The sequence below is a fragment of the Ruegeria sp. AF1 genome (genome assembly GCF_056542125.1).
In genome coordinates this window covers 333,604-351,540 of the sequence record NZ_JBQFZG010000001.1, presented here as the reverse complement: position 1 = coordinate 351,540, position 17,937 = coordinate 333,604, and the positions used below count along the sequence as shown (strand labels likewise).

Here is a 17,937-nt window from a genome sequence, read left to right as displayed (position 1 = left end):
TTTTTAATCTATGCGCCAGAATAATAATCCAGTGGCCGAACCAAAAGGGCCGTGCCAGCAGGCACGGCCAGTCGACAGGGAGGAAGTCTGCCCCGCAATGCAAGGCAAATAGACTATCGCAGTCAAAGGTTAACTTTGTATGCTGGCGGCGGATCGGTGAACAATAAGGCAATGTTAATGGGCACGAATATCTTTTTGGGCGGTGGCGGTGAAAACTATGGCCAGCCGCAGGAACTGGCGTTGAAATATGCGAACCGCCATGGGTTGATTGCCGGGGCAACTGGTACCGGCAAGACTGTGACATTGCAGATTCTTGCAGAAGGGTTTTCTCAGGCGGGTGTCCCAGTTTTCCTCTCGGATGTGAAAGGGGACCTGTCTGGGCTGGCCCTTCCGGGCAGCGAGACGCACAAACTGCATCAGGCGTTCCAAGACCGGGCTGGTCGGATCGGGTTCGATGATTTTGCCTATTCTGCCTGCCCAGTGACATTCTGGGATCTGTTTGGCCAACAGGGCCATCCCGTGCGCACGACAGTGACGGAAATGGGCCCGCTGTTACTATCGCGGTTACTGGAGTTGAGTGAGGCGCAGGAAGGTATCCTGAATATCGCATTCCGCGTGGCCGACGAAGAAGGGATGCCGTTGCTGGACCTTAAGGACCTACAGGCGCTGCTGGTCTGGATCGGAGAGAATCGGGCGCAACTGTCATTGCGATACGGCAATGTATCTACATCCTCGATCGGTGCGATTCAGCGACGTCTGCTGGTCCTCGAGAATCAGGGCGGTACAAAGCTGTTTGGAGAACCGGCGCTGGATCTGGCCGATCTGATGCGAACAGACGAAAACGGGCAGGGGATGGTGAACATTCTGGCGTCAGACCAACTGATGGCCGCCCCAAGACTTTATGCAACGTTTCTGTTATGGCTGTTGAGTGAACTGTTCGAAGAGCTGCCAGAGGTCGGAGACCCTGAAAAACCAAAGCTGGTGTTCTTTTTTGATGAGGCCCATCTGCTGTTTGACGATGCGCCAAAGGTACTGGTGGACAAGGTCGAACAGGTCGCCCGCCTGATCCGTTCAAAGGGGGTGGGGGTATACTTCATTACTCAGAGTCCCGCCGATATCCCGGAAGATATTCTGGGTCAGCTGGGTAACCGTATTCAGCACGCATTAAGGGCATTCACGGCGCGGGACCGAAAGAACCTGAGGCTGGCCGCTGAAACCTATCGCGAGAATCCGACTTTTGACACGGAAACGGCAATTCGCGAAGTCGGCGTGGGGGAAGCCGTTACTTCCATGCTGCAAAAGAAAGGTGTTCCGGGCGTGGTCGAGCGCACGCTTATTCGCCCGCCGGGATCTCAGCTGGGGCCAATTTCAGATGCCGAACGCCGGGACATTCTAGCAGTTTCACCAATGGCGGGGAAATACGACAAGAACATAGATCGAAAATCTGCCTTCGAGATTCTTCAGGCGCGGGCCCAAGCTGCGGCCAATGCCGCAGAACTGGCCGAATCCGACGAAGTTTTTGAAGCGCAATCGCCGATCGAACGCGAATACTCTTCGGCCCGCAGATATTCGGGCAGCCGGGTTGACCGGTCCTCGTCCCGGGTTGAGCGCAAGCAGGACACCTTTGCCACAGCGATGACCGAAGCGGTGATCAAAGAGCTTAAAGGCACTACCGGGCGCCGGATCGTGCGGGGTATCCTTGGCGGTTTGTTCCGCAACAGGTAAGAACGCAGCGCCCGTTGGGGGCGCTGTCGCGTTTACTTCAGTCGGCGTTGGCCTTCCTGACGGCAATAGGCGTCAGCCTCGGGGACAGACATCTTTGTGGCTGGGAAGTCGATTGCGCGGTCCCAGGTCACACGATCCTGACGATAGAGCTGGCAGGTCACAACACCTTTAGGAGTCTGTACCTTGACGGGCGTCGTCTCAAGATCTTCGGGGCTGGGAACGCAGGCGGATACTACAACCGCAATAGCCGGAAACAGAATGAGAGATTTTAGATGTGGTGATTTCATTTTCTACTCTTGTCTACTCGTCTTGTTGATCGATTGAAACGGCGTAGGCGAGGGTGAGTGCCAGCAACCTGCCGCAAATCAAAAACACTGTGGTGGGTTCGTTTATTCAGAAAAACCTTAAGAATCAAGAAACCGCGCCAGATTAGTGGCGCGGTTTTGTGTATTGGAACGTGGCGTCGGTCTATTTCTCGGGGATCAGACCCCTTGGGCTGAATCTGAGAACAATCAACAGGATCAGGCCCATCGTGAAAAGGCGCATATGTGCGGCACTATCAATAAGATGTGATTTCAGCGCGCTGCCATCCGGCAAGCCTGCGGTGATCACACTCATCAACCACAAGCCAATCGGCTCGACCTGAACCCACAAGAACCAAATCAGGAACGCGCCCAGAACGGCTCCGAAGTTGTTGCCCGAACCGCCAACGATCACCATGACCCAAACCAGGAAGGTAAAGCGCAACGGATTGTAGGTGCCCGGTGTCAGCTGTCCGTCCAGGGTGGTCATCATCGCGCCAGCGATGCCGCAAATGGCCGACCCTAATACGAAAATCTGCAAGTGGCGACGGGTGACGTCCTTGCCCATCGCTTCGGCTGCAACTTCATTGTCGCGGATTGCGCGCATCATGCGGCCCCACGGGCTTTTCAGCGCCATCTGCGCCATCCACAGCAGCGCCAGAAGAACCAGCATGAACAGCAGCGAATACCCAAGTTTCACCGAAAGGGTGGATGCAGTGACCGGATCCAGCCCCAGCCATTCGGCGCGGGCAAGAAAAGCCGGATCTTGCTGCAAGTCAACTTCATACCCGACAACCGGCGAGGGGCGCGGGATGCCATAGACGTTCTTCACGCCGCGGGCCAGCCAGTCCTCGTTCTTCATGACGGCGATGATAATCTCGGCGATACCCAGCGTGGCAATCGCCAGATAATCTGACCGCAGCCCAAGCGCGGTTTTGCCAATCAGCCATGCCGCCCCGGCAGCCAGCAGACCTCCGGCAGGCCAGGCCAGCAGAACGGGCAGGTTCAGTCCACCGATGTTACCGGCAATCGCCGGGTCAATGGCTTCAACTGCGGCAACATTGGGGTCGAACACGGCCCGGTAGAGGAAAAAGCCGACGATAAGGACAGTGATTATTGTCAGCGTCTGCACCCGGCCTTTGGGCATTCTCGTTGCCACCAGTACGGCTGCAACAACAGTGGCAGCCCCCAGTAGCAAAGACAGAACGATACCATAACCGCCTGCGCCCCAGGCACCCGGGGTAGGCGCTGTTGATACTAGCACCACGGCCAGACCGCCCAGCGCGACGAAGCCCATGACCCCCACGTTGAACAGGCCCGCAAAGCCCCATTGCAGGTTCACACCGATCGCCATGATGGCCGAGATCAGCCCCATGTTCAGAATCAGAACGGCGGTGTTCCAGCTTTGCGTGAAACCGGTCAGCAGAATGAGGCTGCCAACAGCTATGAAAAGCAGAGTGTTTTTGACAGATTCGGTCATACTGCTTTTCCCTTGAACAGGCCCGTGGGCTTAAACAGAAGCACGATCAGCAGGATGACAAAGCTGACAGCGAACTTGTAATCGGTGGACAGGAGCTGAACCAATCCGGACGGCTCCAGGTTTTCGGGGGCCACATAGGTCAGTACTTTTTTCCAGGCATAGGTGATCGTCACCTCGGAAAACGCGATGATGAACCCGCCGGCAATCGCGCCCAGCGGGTTGCCCAGCCCCCCCACGATTGCTGAAGCGAAAATCGGCAGCAGAAGCTGGAAATAGACGAAGGGTTTAAAGCTTTTGTCCAACCCGTAAAGAACACCCGCTGTGGTCGCCAAGGCGGCTACGATGATCCAGGTGATCATCACAACACGTTCAGGGTTGATACCGGACAAAAGTGCCAGATCCTCGTTGTCGGAATAGGCGCGCATCGATTTTCCGGTTCGTGTTTTGTTGAGGAACCAGAACAACAAGGCCACGGCAATAACGGCCACTATCAGGGTGATCCCTTGCGAGGTCTTGATGGCCAGACCCTCCTGAAGGCCCGTCATGGACTTGAAGTCCCGCGCGGATATCAAGAATCTTGCACCGTCCGAGAACTTTTGGTCATCCGGCCCGATGATAAAGCGCACCAGACCGTTCATGATGAACATTACACCCATTGAAACGATCACAAGGATAACCGGCTTGGCCTTTTGTTCGCGGTAAAAGCGGTAGACCAGTCTGTCTGTAACCAACACCAGCATGATGCAGCCAAGGATGGCAAAGGGCAGGGCGAGCAGGGCAGTCGGCAACGGCCCAAAGCTGACACCAGCGGCCTGTAAGCCCCAGGTGACAAGCACAGCGATCATCGCGCCAAAGGCCATGGTGTCACCATGGGCAAAGTTCGAAAACCGCAGGATGCCGTAGATAAGGGTCACGCCAAGCGCCCCCAATGCCAACTGACTGCCATAGGCAATCGCAGGCACGATGACAAAGTTGGCAAGCGCAACAAGCGCGTTGAGTAAGTCCATTATTTCTTCTCACTGTCCGGGTGCGACCTTATGGCATAACGGTCTGCGCGGGCACAATGTTTTGCACGCGGTTTATCGTTATATTTTCCTGCTGGTAGCGAAAAAACCCTAGAAAAGCTTTCAAGAAGGACGGACTTTCCACATCAAGCCCGGCTCAGTCACGCACCGGTCAATTCCGGTGCGTGGTCGAGATGGTCGGAAGGGGCTCAGGCGTTTGTTTCAGTACAAGCGCCGCGATCAGTCCCCGCGTTGGGGCCTTTGACCGAAAGATCAAAGGTCATGTCGTCATAGTTCACAACAAAGGTCATGACCTCATCGCCCTGGATATAGACAAACGTCATGTTGCCAACGCCTTTGAAGACCATCGCGTCGCCAGAAACACTTGCGGTTTCGATGATGCCCTTGTCTCCTTCCGTCGCCCGTTTGAGGCGCACTTCACTGCCGTCGCGGTCTGAGACGCAGACAAAGTGGCGTTCTTCCGCAATTGCAGCGTTCGTGCACAAAGTGGCGACGGCCACCCATATCCATTTTTTCATTTTTGGGTCCTGAATAGAGTTTTTCATTCAGAAGGTTCGCTTGATTTCTCGGAATCAGATTTGTTTGTCCGGGAAACCGTTTCCTTCACAGCGCCCGGCGCTAAACGCACAATGTGACCGGATTGCAGCCGACGCGTGGAAATCTTGGGATGGCGGAATAATTTGAGCGTGGGCGAAACACATGCTCAGTCTTAGCCCGTTGGCTCAAAAAACAACGGGAATATTGAGGAAGTCCATTAATTGGGCACCTGACAAGCGCCACGATAAGAAGCCACAGACGGTATGCCGCTCGTAAGTTTCACGTGAACACTAATTCGTCCGTTATCTGACAACATGACGTTCCAGTTCTCAAATTCATCCAAAGGCGGTTGACCCTTCAGCAAAACCAAAACTACGTTCTGTTGGTTTTCCAGAGCAATCTTTGCGCCCGTTAAAACGAACTTTTCATGACCAGCAAACGCGAACATGCCATACGGTTTTTGATCGTTAGTATCTTCCGCCTTAAGAGGCTGAAATGCGAAGCTCAGGAGTCTTTGCAATACCCCTTGCGTTGTTTGCAGTCATTGAAATCATCGCCACCGCAATCAAGAGGTGGGTTGCAATCGTGTTTTGCGATACAGTGCATCTCGACACCGTTCGCCTTCAAACGCAGAATTTCTGCGAACCCGTTTCCGGGCACAAAAAAGAAGGTGGAAACCGCAAGGAATTTGGCAAGGTACTTCATTCTCACCCGCCCAAGAAACTCTTCCGCACTTCCGGATCAGCCAGCAATTCCTTACCTGTCCCGGTATAGGCATTTCGACCTTGAACCAGAACATATCCTTTGTCAGCGATTTCAAGTGCTTGGCGGGCGTTTTGTTCAACCATCAGGATCGGCAGGCCAGTGCGTGCGACCTCGATGATGCGGTCAAAAAGCTCATCCATCACGATGGGTGAGACACCTGCGGTGGGCTCGTCCAGCATCAGGACCTTGGGTTGCGTCATCAGCGCGCGACCCACGGCAACCTGCTGGCGCTGACCGCCAGAAAGCTCACCGGCGGGCTGGTTGCGTTTGTCGCGCAGGATCGGGAACAGGTCATAGACCTGCTCCATCGTGTCCGAGAAATCGTCGCGCCGAATGAAGGCACCCATTTCCAGATTTTCCTCGACAGTCATCGAGGTGAAAATGTTCGACGTCTGAGGAACAAAGCCCATACCGCGGATCACGCGGTCTTGTGGGGTGAGGCTGGTGATATCCTCGCCATCCAGACGCACTGAGCCGGCGCGCACATCCAGCATCCCAAACACGGCTTTCATCGCCGTTGACTTGCCCGCACCGTTGGGGCCGACGATAACGGCGATCTCACCCTTATCCACGGCAATGGTACAGTCGTGCAGGATATCCGGGCCTTTGCCATAACCGCCGGTCATGGTGTCGCCGATCAGAAACGGGCCGCCTTCAACGCGGTGTGTTGCACCGCTTTTACGATGGGCAGGCGTCATTGTACCGATACCTTGCGTGTTGGTAATCGATGCGTCCTTGTTGCCCTTGTCGTCCTGATAGGGGTTATCGCTCATGCCAGCGGTCATGTCTGGGCCTCCAGCTTGTCTTTGTTTTTGAGGCCGGTGCCAAGATAGGCTTCGATCACGTGCTCGTTTGCCTTGATCTCATCCAGAGTACCCTCGGCCAGAACCTTGCCCTCGGCCATGCAGATGACCGGGTCGCAGATCTTGCCGATGAAATCCATGTCGTGTTCGATAACGACGAACGTATAACCACGCTCTTTGTTCAGGCGCAGGATCGTATCGGCGATGGTCATCAGCAGGGTGCGGTTAACGCCTGCTCCGACCTCGTCCAGAAATACGATCTTGGCGTCCACCATCATGGTACGTCCAAGTTCCAGCAGTTTCTTTTGACCGCCCGAAACCTGACCGGCCTTGTGATCGGCCAGATGTTCGATGGTCAGAAATTCCAGCACCTCGTCTGCCTTGGCTTTCAGCGCGCGCTCTTCATCAGCGATGCGCTTGCGTCCGAACCAGGTATTCCACAGCGCCTCACCCGATTGCGAACCGGGCACCATCATCAGGTTTTCGCGGCAGGTCATCGACGAAAACTCATGTGCGATCTGGAACGTGCGCAGCAACCCCTTGTGAAACAACTCATGCGGGGGCAGGCCGGTGATGTCTTCACCGTCCATGACCACCTTGCCGCTGGTCGGAGGCAGAACACCGGCGATCACGTTAAACAGAGTGGTTTTTCCGGCCCCGTTGGGCCCGATCAGGCCGGTGATCGACCCTTTTTGGATTTCCAGCGACGCCCCGTCCACCGCGTGAAACCCGCCGAAATGCTTATGCACGTCCTCGACGACGATCATGGTATCCCCTTGCCTTGTCCCCGTGAAACGAGGTGCAGCCTTTTGTCATTGAAACAGCCCGGGCACAAGGCCCGGGCTGTCTGATTTTATAGCTTGATATGCGGGATCAACGGAAGTTGACGGTCTTGTTTTCGCCGTCGGTCACTTCGATCTCGCGGTACGACCCTGCGCTTTCGCCTGGGCCGATCAACTCGACACCGGACGCGCCGACATAGTCGATGTCCTGACCGGCGGCCAGCAGTTCCAGACCTTTCGCCAGTTCACCGGGATAAATCTTTTCACCCGGCGCATTGGCGACGTCCATTACTTTGCCCGCGTAATCTGCGGGGTTGGTCGAACCGGCGGCTTGCATGGCGAACATGAAAAGCGCTGCCGCGTCATAGGATTCGGGCGAATAGGGCGAAGAACCGTCAAACCCGGCTGCTTCGGCCAGTGCAAAGTACTTTTCTGCACCTTCACCACCGGACCCGGCGATCTGACCGAACGAGCCGTTCAGGTCGGGGCCGACATTTGCGGGCAGCGAGTCGCCGATCATGCCGCCGGGCAGACCAAAGGTGTCGAACGCACCGCTGTCCAGCGACGACTGGATGATGCCCAGACCACCCTGGTCCAGATATCCCGCGACAACCAGAATGTCGCCACCGGCCGAGGCCAGCGCGCCAACTTCAGCCGAATAGTCGGCCTTGCCGTCTTCATGCGCCGTAACAATGGTCACTTCACCGCCAACCGCCTCGAAGGACGTCTGGATCGCATCGGCCAGACCTTTGCCATAGTCGTTGTTGGTATAGGTCAGCGCGATCGAGTTGATGCCGCGATCCTTAAGGATATCAGCCATAACTTGACCTTCGCGCGCATCCGACGGCGCGGTGCGGAAGAACAGGCCATTGTCCTCCATGGTTGACAGGCCGGGCGAGGTCGCCGAAGGCGAGATCATGACCATGCCGTTAGGAATGGCAACGTTTTGCAGAATCGCGCCGGTTACACCCGAACAGTCGCCGCCGATGATGCCTGCAACACCGTCAGCGATCATACGCTCGCCGTTCGAGGTGGACAGACCGTTGTCGATACAGCCGGTATCGGCACGTACGCCAGCCACGCTGGCACCGTTCATGAACTTTCCGGATTCGTTGACTTCGGCGATTGCCAGCTCGGCACCCGATCCCATGGCGGGGGCAAGCGATTCAATCGGGCCGGTAAAGCCGATCAAAATCCCCAGTTTGACATCTTCGGCCATGGCTGCGCCGGCCAGCAATGCAGTTGCTGCAGTTGCAGTAAGCAGCTTTTTCATATGGTTACTCCCAGTTGTGAACGTATTCGTTCTGGCGACGACCCTAGGCAAGCTGTTCGGAAAAGAAAAGTCCTAACGCAAACGTGTTTTTTTCGTTTGAAATTCTATCTGTTTTGTTGGGACTCACCCCTGATTGTCACCGAAAGGGACCAGAATGCTCAGAACGGCGATGATTCTCTCTTTCTCACTGTGCGCCTTGAGTGCCGCGGCCCAGACGCTGTTGGTTTCAGCCGGGATTGTCCAACTGGAAGAAATGGTTGGCGGGCTAGAGACCCCATGGGCGGTTGGCATTTTGCCTGATGAGAGTTTCCTCGTCACGGAACGGGATGGAAGATTGCTGTATGTGCGAAATGGACAGCCGGTAGCTGTTTCAGGCGTTCCAAAGGTCGCGACTTTGGGGCAGGGAGGATTGTTGGACGTCACGATCTCACGCGATTTCAATCAAAGTCGAGAGGTCTTTCTGACTTTTGCAAAACCGCAAGGCGACGGTGCAGGAACTGCTGTTGCGGTTGCGCGCCTGTCCGAGACTGGCAAAAACCTTCAGAACCTTCAGAACCTTCGAGTAATTTTCGAGGCATCGCCAGGTGGTACAGGTGGTCGCCATTTTGGCAGCCGTGTGGTCGAAACGCCGGACGGGACATTATTCGTGACCTTGGGCGAACGGGGACAGGCGGAGAATGCACAGGATCGGTCCAATCCCATGGGCTCGGTCATTCGCATCAATCGCGATGGGACAGTTCCTGCGGATAACCCCTTTGTCGTGCAATCGAATATCGAACCCGAAATATGGTCTTACGGCCATCGAAATCCGCAGGGCGCGGATTTGGACGCGTTTGGCCGACTTTGGATCTCGGAACACGGGGCGCGGGGTGGCGATTAAATCAACCAACCCCGTGCAGGGCGGAATTATGGTTGGCCGGTTATTTCATATGGCACGCATTATTCGGGTGAAAAAATCGGCGACGGTACAGCTAAAGAAGGGCTGGAACAGCCAGTTTACTACTGGGATCCTTCCATAGCGCCGTCCGGTCTGCTGGTTTATTCCGGCAAGCTATGGCCGCAATGGAAGGGTGATATCTTCGTAGGGTCGTTGAAATTTGACTATATCGCACGGCTTCACGGTCAGCCGATGCACGAGGCCGAACAGATCAGAAGCCCTGAAACCGAGCGCGTCCGCGATATCGTCGAAGCGCCAGATGGGTCGATCTGGTTTATCTCGGTTGGGCGGGGGGCAGTTTACAGAATGGCTCCGGCGGAGTGACCTTACACCGATAGCCGCCCGCTCTGCGCGCCACGCTCGCGATACGGCGTGGTGTTGTAATGTGCGCGGTAGCATTTCGAGAAATGGCTGGGCGAGGCAAAGCCGCATGCCAGGGCTACGTTGATGACGCTCATATCCGTTTGCATCAGCAGGTTCCGCGCTTTGTGCAAGCGAAGTTCCATATAGTACCGCTTGGGCGAGCGGCTGAGATAGCGCCGGAACAGACGCTCAAGCTGGCGAGTCGACATACCGACTTCCTTGGCCAGAATCGAAGGAGAGATCGGCTCTTCGATGTTCTTTTCCATCATGAGAATGACCTGACTCAGCTTGGGGTGCCGGACCCCAATCCGCGTCGGTGTCGACAGACGTTGCGTATCCTGATCTGTCCGGATTGACGAATAAATCATCTGGTCCGCCACCGCATTTGCCAAGTCTTCGCCAAAATCGTCTGCAATCAACTTGAGCATCAGATCGATAGACGAGGTCCCCCCAGCCGTTGTCATCCGACCGCCATCAATCTGAAAGACAGCTTTCGTCAACTCGACCTCATCGAATTCTTCGATGAAACTGTCTGAGTTTTCCCAATGTATCGTCGCCCGCTTGTTGTCCAGTAACCCGGCCTTGGCCAGGGTATAAGCAGCCGTGCACAAACCGCCGATGCGCAATCCGCGCCGTGCCTCGCGTCGTAACCAGTTCAGAATGCGTTTGGTGGTGGCTGCCTGTACGTCAACGCCTCCGCAAATCAGAACGACATCGTCGCGCTGCAACTCCTCAAGATCACGGTCCAGCTTGAATTCGGTCCCGGCCGAACATGAAATCGAGTTTCCGCCTTCACCGGAAAGTGTCCATGTATAAAGCTGTTTGTCCGCCATGCGATTTGCGATGCGCAGACTGTCGAGCGCTGACGCAAAAGACAGCAGCGAAAAATTGTCCAACAGGACAAAAACGAAATGGCGGGGCGTGGCCCCAGCATTTTCGACCGTGACTGCTTGGCGTTGCACTTGCATGACAAAATGTCCTTAATTCTGCGCAGGAAAACCTGGTATCCCGCAGCGTATTTGGCAGTCACCATGATCAAAGCTTGTTTGCGGCGTCAAGAGGCGCAAATGGGATATGGTCACTCTTCATTGCTTTTTGTATAGAGGCGACCTGAACACTTCAGCGGAGATCAAAGCTATGACCGAATGGCAAAAATCGAACTGGCGCAACAAGCCCCGGGTTCAGATGCCAGACTATACCGACGCGGCCGCATTGGCCAAGGTCGAGGCCCAGCTTTCGCAGTATCCCCCGCTAGTCTTCGCCGGTGAGGCGCGGCGCCTCAAGCAACATCTTGGTGCCGCCGGTCGCGGCGAGGCCTTCCTTCTGCAAGGCGGGGATTGCGCTGAAAGCTTTGAACAATTCAGCGCCGATGCGATCCGTGACACCTTCAAGGTGATGCTGCAAATGGCGATGGTTCTTACCTATGGTGCCAAGGTGCCGGTGGTTAAAGTCGGTCGTATGGCCGGCCAATTTGCAAAGCCACGCAGCGCCCCGACCGAGGTTGTGGATGGTGTCGAGCTGCCCAGCTACCGCGGTGACATCATCAACGAACTGGCGTTCACGCCCGAAGCGCGGATTCCGAATCCCGAAAAGATGTTGCAGGCCTACACGCAGGCGGCGGCCACGTTGAACCTGCTGCGTGCCTTCTCAACTGGTGGCTTCGCCGACATGAGCCGCGTCCATTCGTGGACTCTGGGCTTTACCGACGAACAGGATGTTCAGAAGTACTCTGAGGTGGCAGATCGCATTCAGGACACCATCGACTTCATGGAAGCGGCCGGTATCACGGCAGACACGACACACGAATTCTCGACTGTTGAATTCTACACCAGTCACGAAGGTCTGTTGCTGGAGTACGAAGAGGCGCTGACCCGTCTGGATTCGACCTCGGGCAACTGGCTGGCCGGGTCTGGTCACATGATCTGGATCGGTGACCGTACGCGACAGCCTGATGGTGCACATGTCGAGTTCTGTCGTGGCGTTCTGAACCCGATTGGGTTGAAATGTGGTCCGACGACGACGGCAGAAGACCTCAAGGTTCTCATGTCGAAGCTGAACCCTGAAAATGAAGAGGGCCGCCTGACTCTGATCGCGCGCTTTGGCGCGGGCAAGGCGGGTGAACACCTTCCGCGTCTGGTCAAGGCCGTGAAGGAAGAAGGCGCCAAGGTCACTTGGGTCTGCGACCCGATGCACGGCAACACCATCAAGTCGGCCACGGGCTACAAAACCCGTCCGTTCGATTCTGTCCTGCGTGAGGTACACGATTTCTTTGGCGTGCATCAGTCTGAGGGCACGATCCCCGGCGGTGTCCATTTCGAGATGACCGGTCTCGACGTTACCGAATGCACCGGTGGTGTGCGTGCTGTAACCGAAGAGGATCTGTCGGATCGCTACCACACCGCTTGCGACCCGCGCCTGAACGCGTCTCAGTCGCTGGAACTGGCGTTCCTTGTGGCGGAAGAACTGACCAACCTGCGCCGTAACGGGTCAAAACGCGCCGCAAGTTAAGCGTTCGAAAAGAAAGAAAAACAGCGGGCCATCGGTCCGCTGTTTTTTGTTCCGGGTGTTCAGACTGGTTCAGTCATCCCGCGACACGACCAGACGAAGGTGTTTGGCCGCGCGTTTGAAATCCGTTTGGTCTTCGGCAAAACCGTCAACGGTTTTAGGCGCAGCAGGAACCGGTGCCTGAATTTCCGAAAACGATTTGATCCGCGTATCCGTAATCGAAAATCTGCGTGGGGTTTTACCAATCGCTCCTTCCGCGACCATGACCCCCAGAACCCGGCTGACGTCGCCCAGATCACTTTTGAGCGGCAAAAGGATCATGCAGGCCTGCATCCGGGTACGCCCAAGTATCCCGCTCGAATCCAGACCCAGTTCGGCAACGGCGGGTGTTGCAAATACCTGCTCCAGAACATCCTTAATCCTGGCGCGGTCATCGGGCTGAAAAAAGGACGTCACAGGCATGCCACGAACCTCCATCCCCGCAAGCCCGTTCAGGTGACTTCCGGCAAGGCGAAACCGAGCCAGTCCAGGGGCGATCCGTTCAAGAATGAAAGTATATTCGAGTATGTTTTCCAGCCCGCGCGGGTCAACCTGGGACCGCATCGGAACACCGTCACCTCTCAGCAATGCAGTCCAATACGCTTCGGCCTGGCGGATCGGCGTAAGGCTGCGCCCACTGTCAAAGCGATCCATTGCGACGATCTTTCCAAAATCTGACCCGGAACCAGTCCCGAAAAAGGTTTTCATTTTTTCACCCTTACGTCAATTGGCCGCCATTTTCATAAAATGCAACACAACCGGAGCATTTGTGGCCTGCAAGCCATTACCAGGGGTAGTTTGACTCGGGTTTATTCAATTTTGGAGCAATTCTTTAACGAATGGTTAACTTACCCCAAACAAAGGCGGCCTCAGCCAACTCTTGCTCTGTACCGGTCAATCGCATTAGGTGCGGCAAACATCCAAAAGGGTGAGGCCACAGGAAAGGACAGTCATGATCAGATCCATGACCGGGTTTGCCTCGGGGAAGGGTGAATACGGACCGCATAGCTGGACGTGGGAGTTGCGCAGTGTCAACGGTAAAGGCCTTGATATGCGCCTGCGCGTCCCTGAATGGCTGACCGGGCTTGAGGTGGCCCTTCGGGCCACGCTGTCAAAATCCCTGAGCCGTGGGAATGTGACCCTTTCAATGCGTCTGAATCGTGAGAACTCTGCCTCGGAACTGGCATTGAACGAGGTCGCTATGGCCGCTGCTCTGAGTGCGTTGGAGCAAACACACAAGATGGCAGCTGCGCGCGGCATCGCTCTGGAACCGGCGCGCGCCTCGGACCTTTTGGCACTGAAAGGCATGTTGGATGCAACCGCAGATGCGGATGATCCCGCTCCGCTGGTGGCGCGCCTGACCGAAGATTTCAACGACCTGTTGGCCGCTTTTGTCGGAATGCGCCAGGCCGAAGGCGAAGCGTTGGCGGCCGTGCTGAACACTCAGCTGGAACAAGTTGCGGCGCTGACAGCGCAGGCAGCCGATCTGGCCGTGCAACGCAAGGACAAGATGGCCGCGGCACTTCGGGACAATCTGGCGCACGTACTGGACAATGCGCAGGGCGCGGACCCGGATCGCGTCGCGCAGGAACTGGCTTTGATCGCGGTCAAAGCCGACATTACCGAAGAGATCGACCGCCTGTCTGCACATGTGGCCGCAGCGCGAGAGTTGCTTGGGCAGGAAGGGGCTGTCGGACGCAAGCTTGATTTCCTGATGCAAGAGTTCAACCGCGAAACCAACACGCTGTGTTCCAAGGCTCAGAGTACGGATCTGACGGCTGTCGGGCTGGAATTGAAGGCGGTGATCGATCAGATGCGCGAACAAGTGCAAAACGTGGAATAACGATGGGAACGACTGATATGGCGGATCGCCGAGGCCTTTTAATCATCCTGTCTTCCCCGTCCGGGGCAGGCAAATCCACCCTGGCAAAGCGGCTGATGGACTGGGACAAGGACCTTGAGTTTTCGGTCTCGGCCACAACCCGTGCCCCGCGTCCGGGGGAAGAACATGGGCGGGATTACTATTTTCTTTCTGAAGACGAGTTCAAGCAGAAGGTCGCCGATGGCCAGATGTTGGAACATGCGCATGTCTTCGGTAATTTCTATGGCTCACCCGCTGATCCGGTGCGTAGTTCGATCCACGCGGGTAAGGACGTGCTGTTCGACGTGGACTGGCAAGGCGAGGTTCAGATCCGCAACTCGGATCTGGGTAAGCATGCGTTGTCGATCTTCATCCTGCCGCCATCGATCCCTGAACTGCGCCGCCGTCTGGAATCGCGTGGACAAGATAGCGATGAAGTTATCGCAAGGCGGATGCTCAAAAGCTGGGATGAGATCAGCCACTGGGGCTATTACGATTATGTCCTGATCAATGACGATCTTGAGGCGACCGAAAAGAAGCTCAAGACCATCGTCAGCGCCGAACGGATGCGCCGTATTCAACAGCCAAATCTGCAACAACACGTGCGCAAACTTCAAAACGAATTCGAGGGGCTGTCATGACGATCTTCGCGTTAGGCGAGCACATGCCGGATATTCACGAGGACACATGGGTTGCGCCCGATGCCAACCTGATCGGCAAGGTTGTGCTGGAAAAGGGTGCCTCGGTTTGGTTCGGCTGCACGATACGCGCAGATCACGAGGAAATCCGCGTTGGTGCAGGTAGCAACGTTCAGGAAAACTGCGTCATGCACATCGATGCCGGGTATCCTTTGTGGATTGGTCCGAATTGCACCATCGGACACAAAGTGATGCTGCACGGATGTACGATCGGACAAAATACTCTGATCGGAATGGGCGCGATTGTTCTGAATGGTGCCCGGATCGGACGGAATTGCCTGATCGGGGCAGGGGCCTTGATCACGGAAGGCAAGGAGATTCCGGATAACTCCCTTGTGATGGGGGCTCCGGGCAAAGTGGTTCGCCAACTGGACGAGGCCGCAGCAAAACGGATTACCCTAAGCGCGCTGCACTATCAGGAAAACATGCGCAGGTTTCGGGACACCTTAAGACCTGTCCAGTAAGACGCGCGGATTGATCGGGGTTTGAAGCATGTCAGATAACCTTCTTGATGGATTTGTTCAGGCCATCCCTATGCCCGCGCTGATGGTGGATCAGACCGAACGGATCATTGCCGCCAATACGGATGCAAAAACCTTTCTGGGGCAGAATATTGTAGGGCGGCATTTTGCGACCATCCTGCGGCAGCCACTGGTTCTTGAAGCGATTGAGCAAAGCCTTCAGTCGAAGGAAACCAAGACGGCGCGTCATCTTTCCAGTGACGGCGCTCAGGACACAACATTTGATGTGCAATGCCGATATATGAACGGGGTCGGAGCCGTGTCGGGTGGCGCCATTCTGGCCACTTTTCAAGATGTCACGCACCTGGAACAGGCAAGTCAGATGCGCCGGGACTTTGTTGCCAATGTCAGTCACGAATTGCGGACACCGTTGACGGCACTGATGGGCTTCATTGAAACCTTGCGCGGCCCTGCGCGCAACGATCCGGCTGCGCGTGACCGGTTCCTGCAAATCATGGCCGATGAAGCCAACAGGATGAACCGGCTGGTTGGCGATCTTTTGTCCCTGAACCGCGTGGAAAGCGAAGAAAGAGTTCGCCCAAAACAACAGCTGGAGCTGACAGGGCTGCTGCAATCCACCCTTAACTCGTTGCGCCCCCTAGCGGAAGAGGCGGGTGTGACGCTGACGCTTGACGCACAGGACGGCCCGCTTGCAGTAACCGGAGACAGCGATCAGTTACGGCAGGTATTCACCAACCTGATCGAAAACGGAATAAAATACGGTGCCAGCGGTGGCAGCGTCACAGTCAGCGTTTTGTCATCAGAGCGTGACGCGGCGATGCGTGGGCCTGGGGTGCGGGTGAAGATCATCGACAAGGGGCCAGGAATTGATTCTGTGCATCTGCCACGCCTGACCGAGCGCTTCTATCGCGCCGACAATCACAGGTCGCGGCAGTTGGGTGGAACGGGGCTGGGGCTGGCCATCGTCAAGCACATCGTCAATCGCCACCGCGGACGGTTGCGCGTGGAAAGTGAGTTGGGAAAAGGTTCCGTCTTTACAGTCATCTTACCACGGTAGCCCTTCCCGCATTATCACCCTTCAAAATCTGCCTCGTTACGTTTTTTTGACCTGAAATCTCCGGATAAACGAGGGTTGTCATAAAAGCGTTACACACTTGTCACAAAAGGCTTACGCACGGCACCTAGGGGTGCACGCAGGATCATCATGGGGGTGATCAATCATACCTTTTCAAGGAGACTGAAATGTCCTTTGTAAAACTGTCGGCTTCTGCGCTGGCAATCACCGCCGTCTCGGCAACCACCGCTGCTGCCCGTGACAACGTTCAGGTTGCCGGTTCGTCGACCGTTCTGCCATATGCGTCGATCGTCGCGGAACTGTTTGGTGAGAACACCGACTTCCCGACCCCGGTTGTTGAATCGGGCGGTTCGTCAGCTGGTCTGAAGCGTTTCTGTGAGGGTGTTGGTGAAAACACCATCGACATTGCAAACGCATCGCGCGCGATCCGTGAAAAAGAAATCAAGGCCTGCGCCGAAAACGGTGTGACTGACATCATGGAAGTCCGCATCGGTTATGATGGCATCGTCTTTGCAAGCCAGCAGAACGGTCCTGCCTTCACCGCTTTTGAACCTGCCGACATCTTTAACGCACTGGGCGCAAAAGTCCTGAAAGACGGTGAAGTGGTTGATAACCCTTACACCACCTGGGCCGAATTCAACCCGGAACTGCCTGATGTAGAAATCGCTGGCTTCATTCCAGGTACCAAACACGGCACCCGTGAAGTATTCGAAGAAAAAGTTCTGCTGATCGGTTGTGAAGCGACCGGTGCGATGGAAGCCATGATTGCTGGCGGCATGAGCGAAGACGACGCAGAAGATGCTTGTCTGGCTGTTCGTACCGACGGCAAGGCGGTCGACATCGATGGTGACTACACCGAAACGCTGGCGCGTATCGACACCAACCCCAATGGCATCGGCATTTTCGGCCTGGCGTTCTACGAGAACAACACCGACAAGCTGAAAGTGGCAACCATGTCGGGTATCGCTCCTTCGACCGAAAGCATCTCGACCGGTGAATATCCGGTTTCGCGCCCGCTGTTCTTCTACGTGAAGAAAGCCCATATCGGCGTGATTCCCGGCCTTAAAGAATACGCCCAGTTCTTTACCCACGACGAAATCGCAGGCGCTTCGGGTCCTCTGGCAAATTATGGTCTGGTTGCGGACCCTGAGCTGGCACAGACTCAGGATGCAATCGCCAACGAAGTTACCATGGGTTCGGGCAGCTAATCCCGCCTTTGGTTCGCAATACCGGGGGGCGGCATTCCTGTCGCCCCCACATTTTTTAGCTTTCCCGGCCAAGACCA

Annotated in this window: 17 protein-coding genes and 1 pseudogene; 8 read left to right on the top strand and 10 right to left on the bottom strand. The window is 55.9% G+C overall.

Going from position 1 to position 17,937, the window contains the following annotated elements; genetic code table 11:
* Nucleotides 1-177 precede the first annotated feature (177 nt).
* Nucleotides 178-1,725 (top strand): helicase HerA-like domain-containing protein, encoded by a 1,548-nt coding sequence (locus ACR0BK_RS01725; protein ID WP_480472801.1) that lies wholly within the window; start codon nucleotides 178-180, stop codon nucleotides 1,723-1,725.
* A 32-nt stretch (nucleotides 1,726-1,757) separates the two neighbouring features.
* Here the strand turns inward: ACR0BK_RS01725 and ACR0BK_RS01720 are convergent, their stop codons facing one another.
* From ACR0BK_RS01720 to ACR0BK_RS01685, 8 genes are all read right to left on the bottom strand, one after another.
* Nucleotides 1,758-2,012, bottom strand: coding sequence for a hypothetical protein (locus ACR0BK_RS01720; RefSeq protein ID WP_480553523.1), 255 nt, complete (start codon nucleotides 2,010-2,012; stop codon nucleotides 1,758-1,760).
* A 181-nt stretch (nucleotides 2,013-2,193) separates the two neighbouring features.
* A complete protein-coding gene (locus tag ACR0BK_RS01715; protein WP_480553521.1) occupies nucleotides 2,194-3,507 on the bottom strand; it encodes a branched-chain amino acid ABC transporter permease in 1,314 nt (437 codons plus the stop codon).
* Nucleotides 3,504-4,514, bottom strand: coding sequence for a branched-chain amino acid ABC transporter permease (locus tag ACR0BK_RS01710; RefSeq protein WP_480517044.1), 1,011 nt, complete (start codon nucleotides 4,512-4,514; stop codon nucleotides 3,504-3,506). Before ACR0BK_RS01710 ends, ACR0BK_RS01715 begins: the two co-directional genes overlap by 4 nt.
* 206 nt (nucleotides 4,515-4,720) lie before the next feature.
* Entirely contained in the window at nucleotides 4,721-5,050 is a 330-nt protein-coding gene (locus ACR0BK_RS01705) for a hypothetical protein (RefSeq protein ID WP_480553519.1), read from the bottom strand.
* 236 nt (nucleotides 5,051-5,286) lie between these two features.
* Nucleotides 5,287-5,589 (bottom strand): hypothetical protein, encoded by a 303-nt coding sequence (locus ACR0BK_RS01700; RefSeq protein ID WP_480472792.1) that lies wholly within the window; start codon nucleotides 5,587-5,589, stop codon nucleotides 5,287-5,289.
* Nucleotides 5,590-5,776: 187 nt separating this feature from the next.
* Nucleotides 5,777-6,607 (bottom strand): ABC transporter ATP-binding protein, encoded by an 831-nt coding sequence (locus ACR0BK_RS01695; protein ID WP_480553880.1) that lies wholly within the window; start codon nucleotides 6,605-6,607, stop codon nucleotides 5,777-5,779.
* A gap of 8 nt (nucleotides 6,608-6,615) precedes the next feature.
* Complete coding sequence (locus ACR0BK_RS01690; protein ID WP_480553517.1) at nucleotides 6,616-7,404, bottom strand: ABC transporter ATP-binding protein; 789 nt, start codon at nucleotides 7,402-7,404, stop codon at nucleotides 6,616-6,618.
* Nucleotides 7,405-7,510: 106 nt separating this feature from the next.
* On the bottom strand, nucleotides 7,511-8,692 hold the full coding sequence (locus ACR0BK_RS01685; RefSeq protein ID WP_209503916.1) for an ABC transporter substrate-binding protein: 1,182 nt from the start codon (nucleotides 8,690-8,692) through the stop codon (nucleotides 7,511-7,513).
* A gap of 154 nt (nucleotides 8,693-8,846) precedes the next feature.
* Between ACR0BK_RS01685 and ACR0BK_RS01680 the strand changes: the two are divergent.
* A pseudogene (locus ACR0BK_RS01680) lies at nucleotides 8,847-9,953 on the top strand (PQQ-dependent sugar dehydrogenase).
* Between the two features lie 2 nt (nucleotides 9,954-9,955).
* Here ACR0BK_RS01680 and ACR0BK_RS01675 read toward each other — a convergent pair.
* Complete coding sequence (locus ACR0BK_RS01675; protein ID WP_480472786.1) at nucleotides 9,956-10,960, bottom strand: GlxA family transcriptional regulator; 1,005 nt, start codon at nucleotides 10,958-10,960, stop codon at nucleotides 9,956-9,958.
* A 169-nt stretch (nucleotides 10,961-11,129) separates the two neighbouring features.
* Here ACR0BK_RS01675 and ACR0BK_RS01670 point away from each other — a divergent pair, with 169 nt between their 5' ends.
* Nucleotides 11,130-12,500 (top strand): class II 3-deoxy-7-phosphoheptulonate synthase, encoded by a 1,371-nt coding sequence (locus tag ACR0BK_RS01670; RefSeq protein ID WP_480472784.1) that lies wholly within the window; start codon nucleotides 11,130-11,132, stop codon nucleotides 12,498-12,500.
* A 69-nt stretch (nucleotides 12,501-12,569) separates the two neighbouring features.
* Here the strand turns inward: ACR0BK_RS01670 and ACR0BK_RS01665 are convergent, their stop codons facing one another.
* Entirely contained in the window at nucleotides 12,570-13,244 is a 675-nt protein-coding gene (locus ACR0BK_RS01665) for a PAS domain-containing protein (RefSeq protein WP_480553515.1), read from the bottom strand.
* Nucleotides 13,245-13,488: 244 nt separating this feature from the next.
* On the opposite strand from ACR0BK_RS01665, the gene ACR0BK_RS01660 reads away from it, so the two are divergent.
* The 5 genes from ACR0BK_RS01660 (at nucleotide 13,489) to ACR0BK_RS01640 (ending at nucleotide 17,860) form a co-directional block, all read left to right on the top strand.
* On the top strand, nucleotides 13,489-14,379 hold the full coding sequence (locus ACR0BK_RS01660; RefSeq protein WP_480553513.1) for a YicC/YloC family endoribonuclease: 891 nt from the start codon (nucleotides 13,489-13,491) through the stop codon (nucleotides 14,377-14,379).
* Between the two features lie 17 nt (nucleotides 14,380-14,396).
* A complete protein-coding gene (gene gmk, locus ACR0BK_RS01655) occupies nucleotides 14,397-15,038 on the top strand; it encodes a guanylate kinase (RefSeq protein WP_480493148.1) in 642 nt (213 codons plus the stop codon).
* Entirely contained in the window at nucleotides 15,035-15,559 is a 525-nt protein-coding gene (locus tag ACR0BK_RS01650) for a gamma carbonic anhydrase family protein (protein WP_480553511.1), read from the top strand. Before gmk ends, ACR0BK_RS01650 begins: the two co-directional genes overlap by 4 nt.
* 28 nt (nucleotides 15,560-15,587) lie before the next feature.
* A complete protein-coding gene (locus tag ACR0BK_RS01645) occupies nucleotides 15,588-16,634 on the top strand; it encodes a sensor histidine kinase (RefSeq protein ID WP_480553509.1) in 1,047 nt (348 codons plus the stop codon).
* Nucleotides 16,635-16,819: 185 nt separating this feature from the next.
* A complete protein-coding gene (locus tag ACR0BK_RS01640; protein ID WP_480553507.1) occupies nucleotides 16,820-17,860 on the top strand; it encodes a substrate-binding domain-containing protein in 1,041 nt (346 codons plus the stop codon).
* Nucleotides 17,861-17,937: the final 77 nt, after the last annotated feature.

What these genes read in the sequence shown, in the direction of transcription:
- ACR0BK_RS01725 (WP_480472801.1), top strand. Translation starts at nt 178, where the DNA reads ATGGGCACGAATATCTTTTTGGGCGGTGGCGGTGAAAACTATGGCCAG.
- ACR0BK_RS01720 (WP_480553523.1), bottom strand. Translation starts at nt 2,012, where the DNA reads ATGAAATCACCACATCTAAAATCTCTCATTCTGTTTCCGGCTATTGCG.
- ACR0BK_RS01715 (WP_480553521.1), bottom strand. Translation starts at nt 3,507, where the DNA reads ATGACCGAATCTGTCAAAAACACTCTGCTTTTCATAGCTGTTGGCAGC.
- ACR0BK_RS01710 (WP_480517044.1), bottom strand. Translation starts at nt 4,514, where the DNA reads ATGGACTTACTCAACGCGCTTGTTGCGCTTGCCAACTTTGTCATCGTG.
- ACR0BK_RS01705 (WP_480553519.1), bottom strand. Translation starts at nt 5,050, where the DNA reads ATGAAAAAATGGATATGGGTGGCCGTCGCCACTTTGTGCACGAACGCT.
- ACR0BK_RS01695 (WP_480553880.1), bottom strand. Translation starts at nt 6,607, where the DNA reads ATGAGCGATAACCCCTATCAGGACGACAAGGGCAACAAGGACGCATCG.
- ACR0BK_RS01690 (WP_480553517.1), bottom strand. Translation starts at nt 7,404, where the DNA reads ATGATCGTCGTCGAGGACGTGCATAAGCATTTCGGCGGGTTTCACGCG.
- ACR0BK_RS01685 (WP_209503916.1), bottom strand. Translation starts at nt 8,692, where the DNA reads ATGAAAAAGCTGCTTACTGCAACTGCAGCAACTGCATTGCTGGCCGGC.
- ACR0BK_RS01675 (WP_480472786.1), bottom strand. Translation starts at nt 10,960, where the DNA reads ATGCAAGTGCAACGCCAAGCAGTCACGGTCGAAAATGCTGGGGCCACG.
- ACR0BK_RS01670 (WP_480472784.1), top strand. Translation starts at nt 11,130, where the DNA reads ATGACCGAATGGCAAAAATCGAACTGGCGCAACAAGCCCCGGGTTCAG.
- ACR0BK_RS01665 (WP_480553515.1), bottom strand. Translation starts at nt 13,244, where the DNA reads ATGAAAACCTTTTTCGGGACTGGTTCCGGGTCAGATTTTGGAAAGATC.
- ACR0BK_RS01660 (WP_480553513.1), top strand. Translation starts at nt 13,489, where the DNA reads ATGATCAGATCCATGACCGGGTTTGCCTCGGGGAAGGGTGAATACGGA.
- gmk (WP_480493148.1), top strand. Translation starts at nt 14,397, where the DNA reads ATGGCGGATCGCCGAGGCCTTTTAATCATCCTGTCTTCCCCGTCCGGG.
- ACR0BK_RS01650 (WP_480553511.1), top strand. Translation starts at nt 15,035, where the DNA reads ATGACGATCTTCGCGTTAGGCGAGCACATGCCGGATATTCACGAGGAC.
- ACR0BK_RS01645 (WP_480553509.1), top strand. Translation starts at nt 15,588, where the DNA reads ATGTCAGATAACCTTCTTGATGGATTTGTTCAGGCCATCCCTATGCCC.
- ACR0BK_RS01640 (WP_480553507.1), top strand. Translation starts at nt 16,820, where the DNA reads ATGTCCTTTGTAAAACTGTCGGCTTCTGCGCTGGCAATCACCGCCGTC.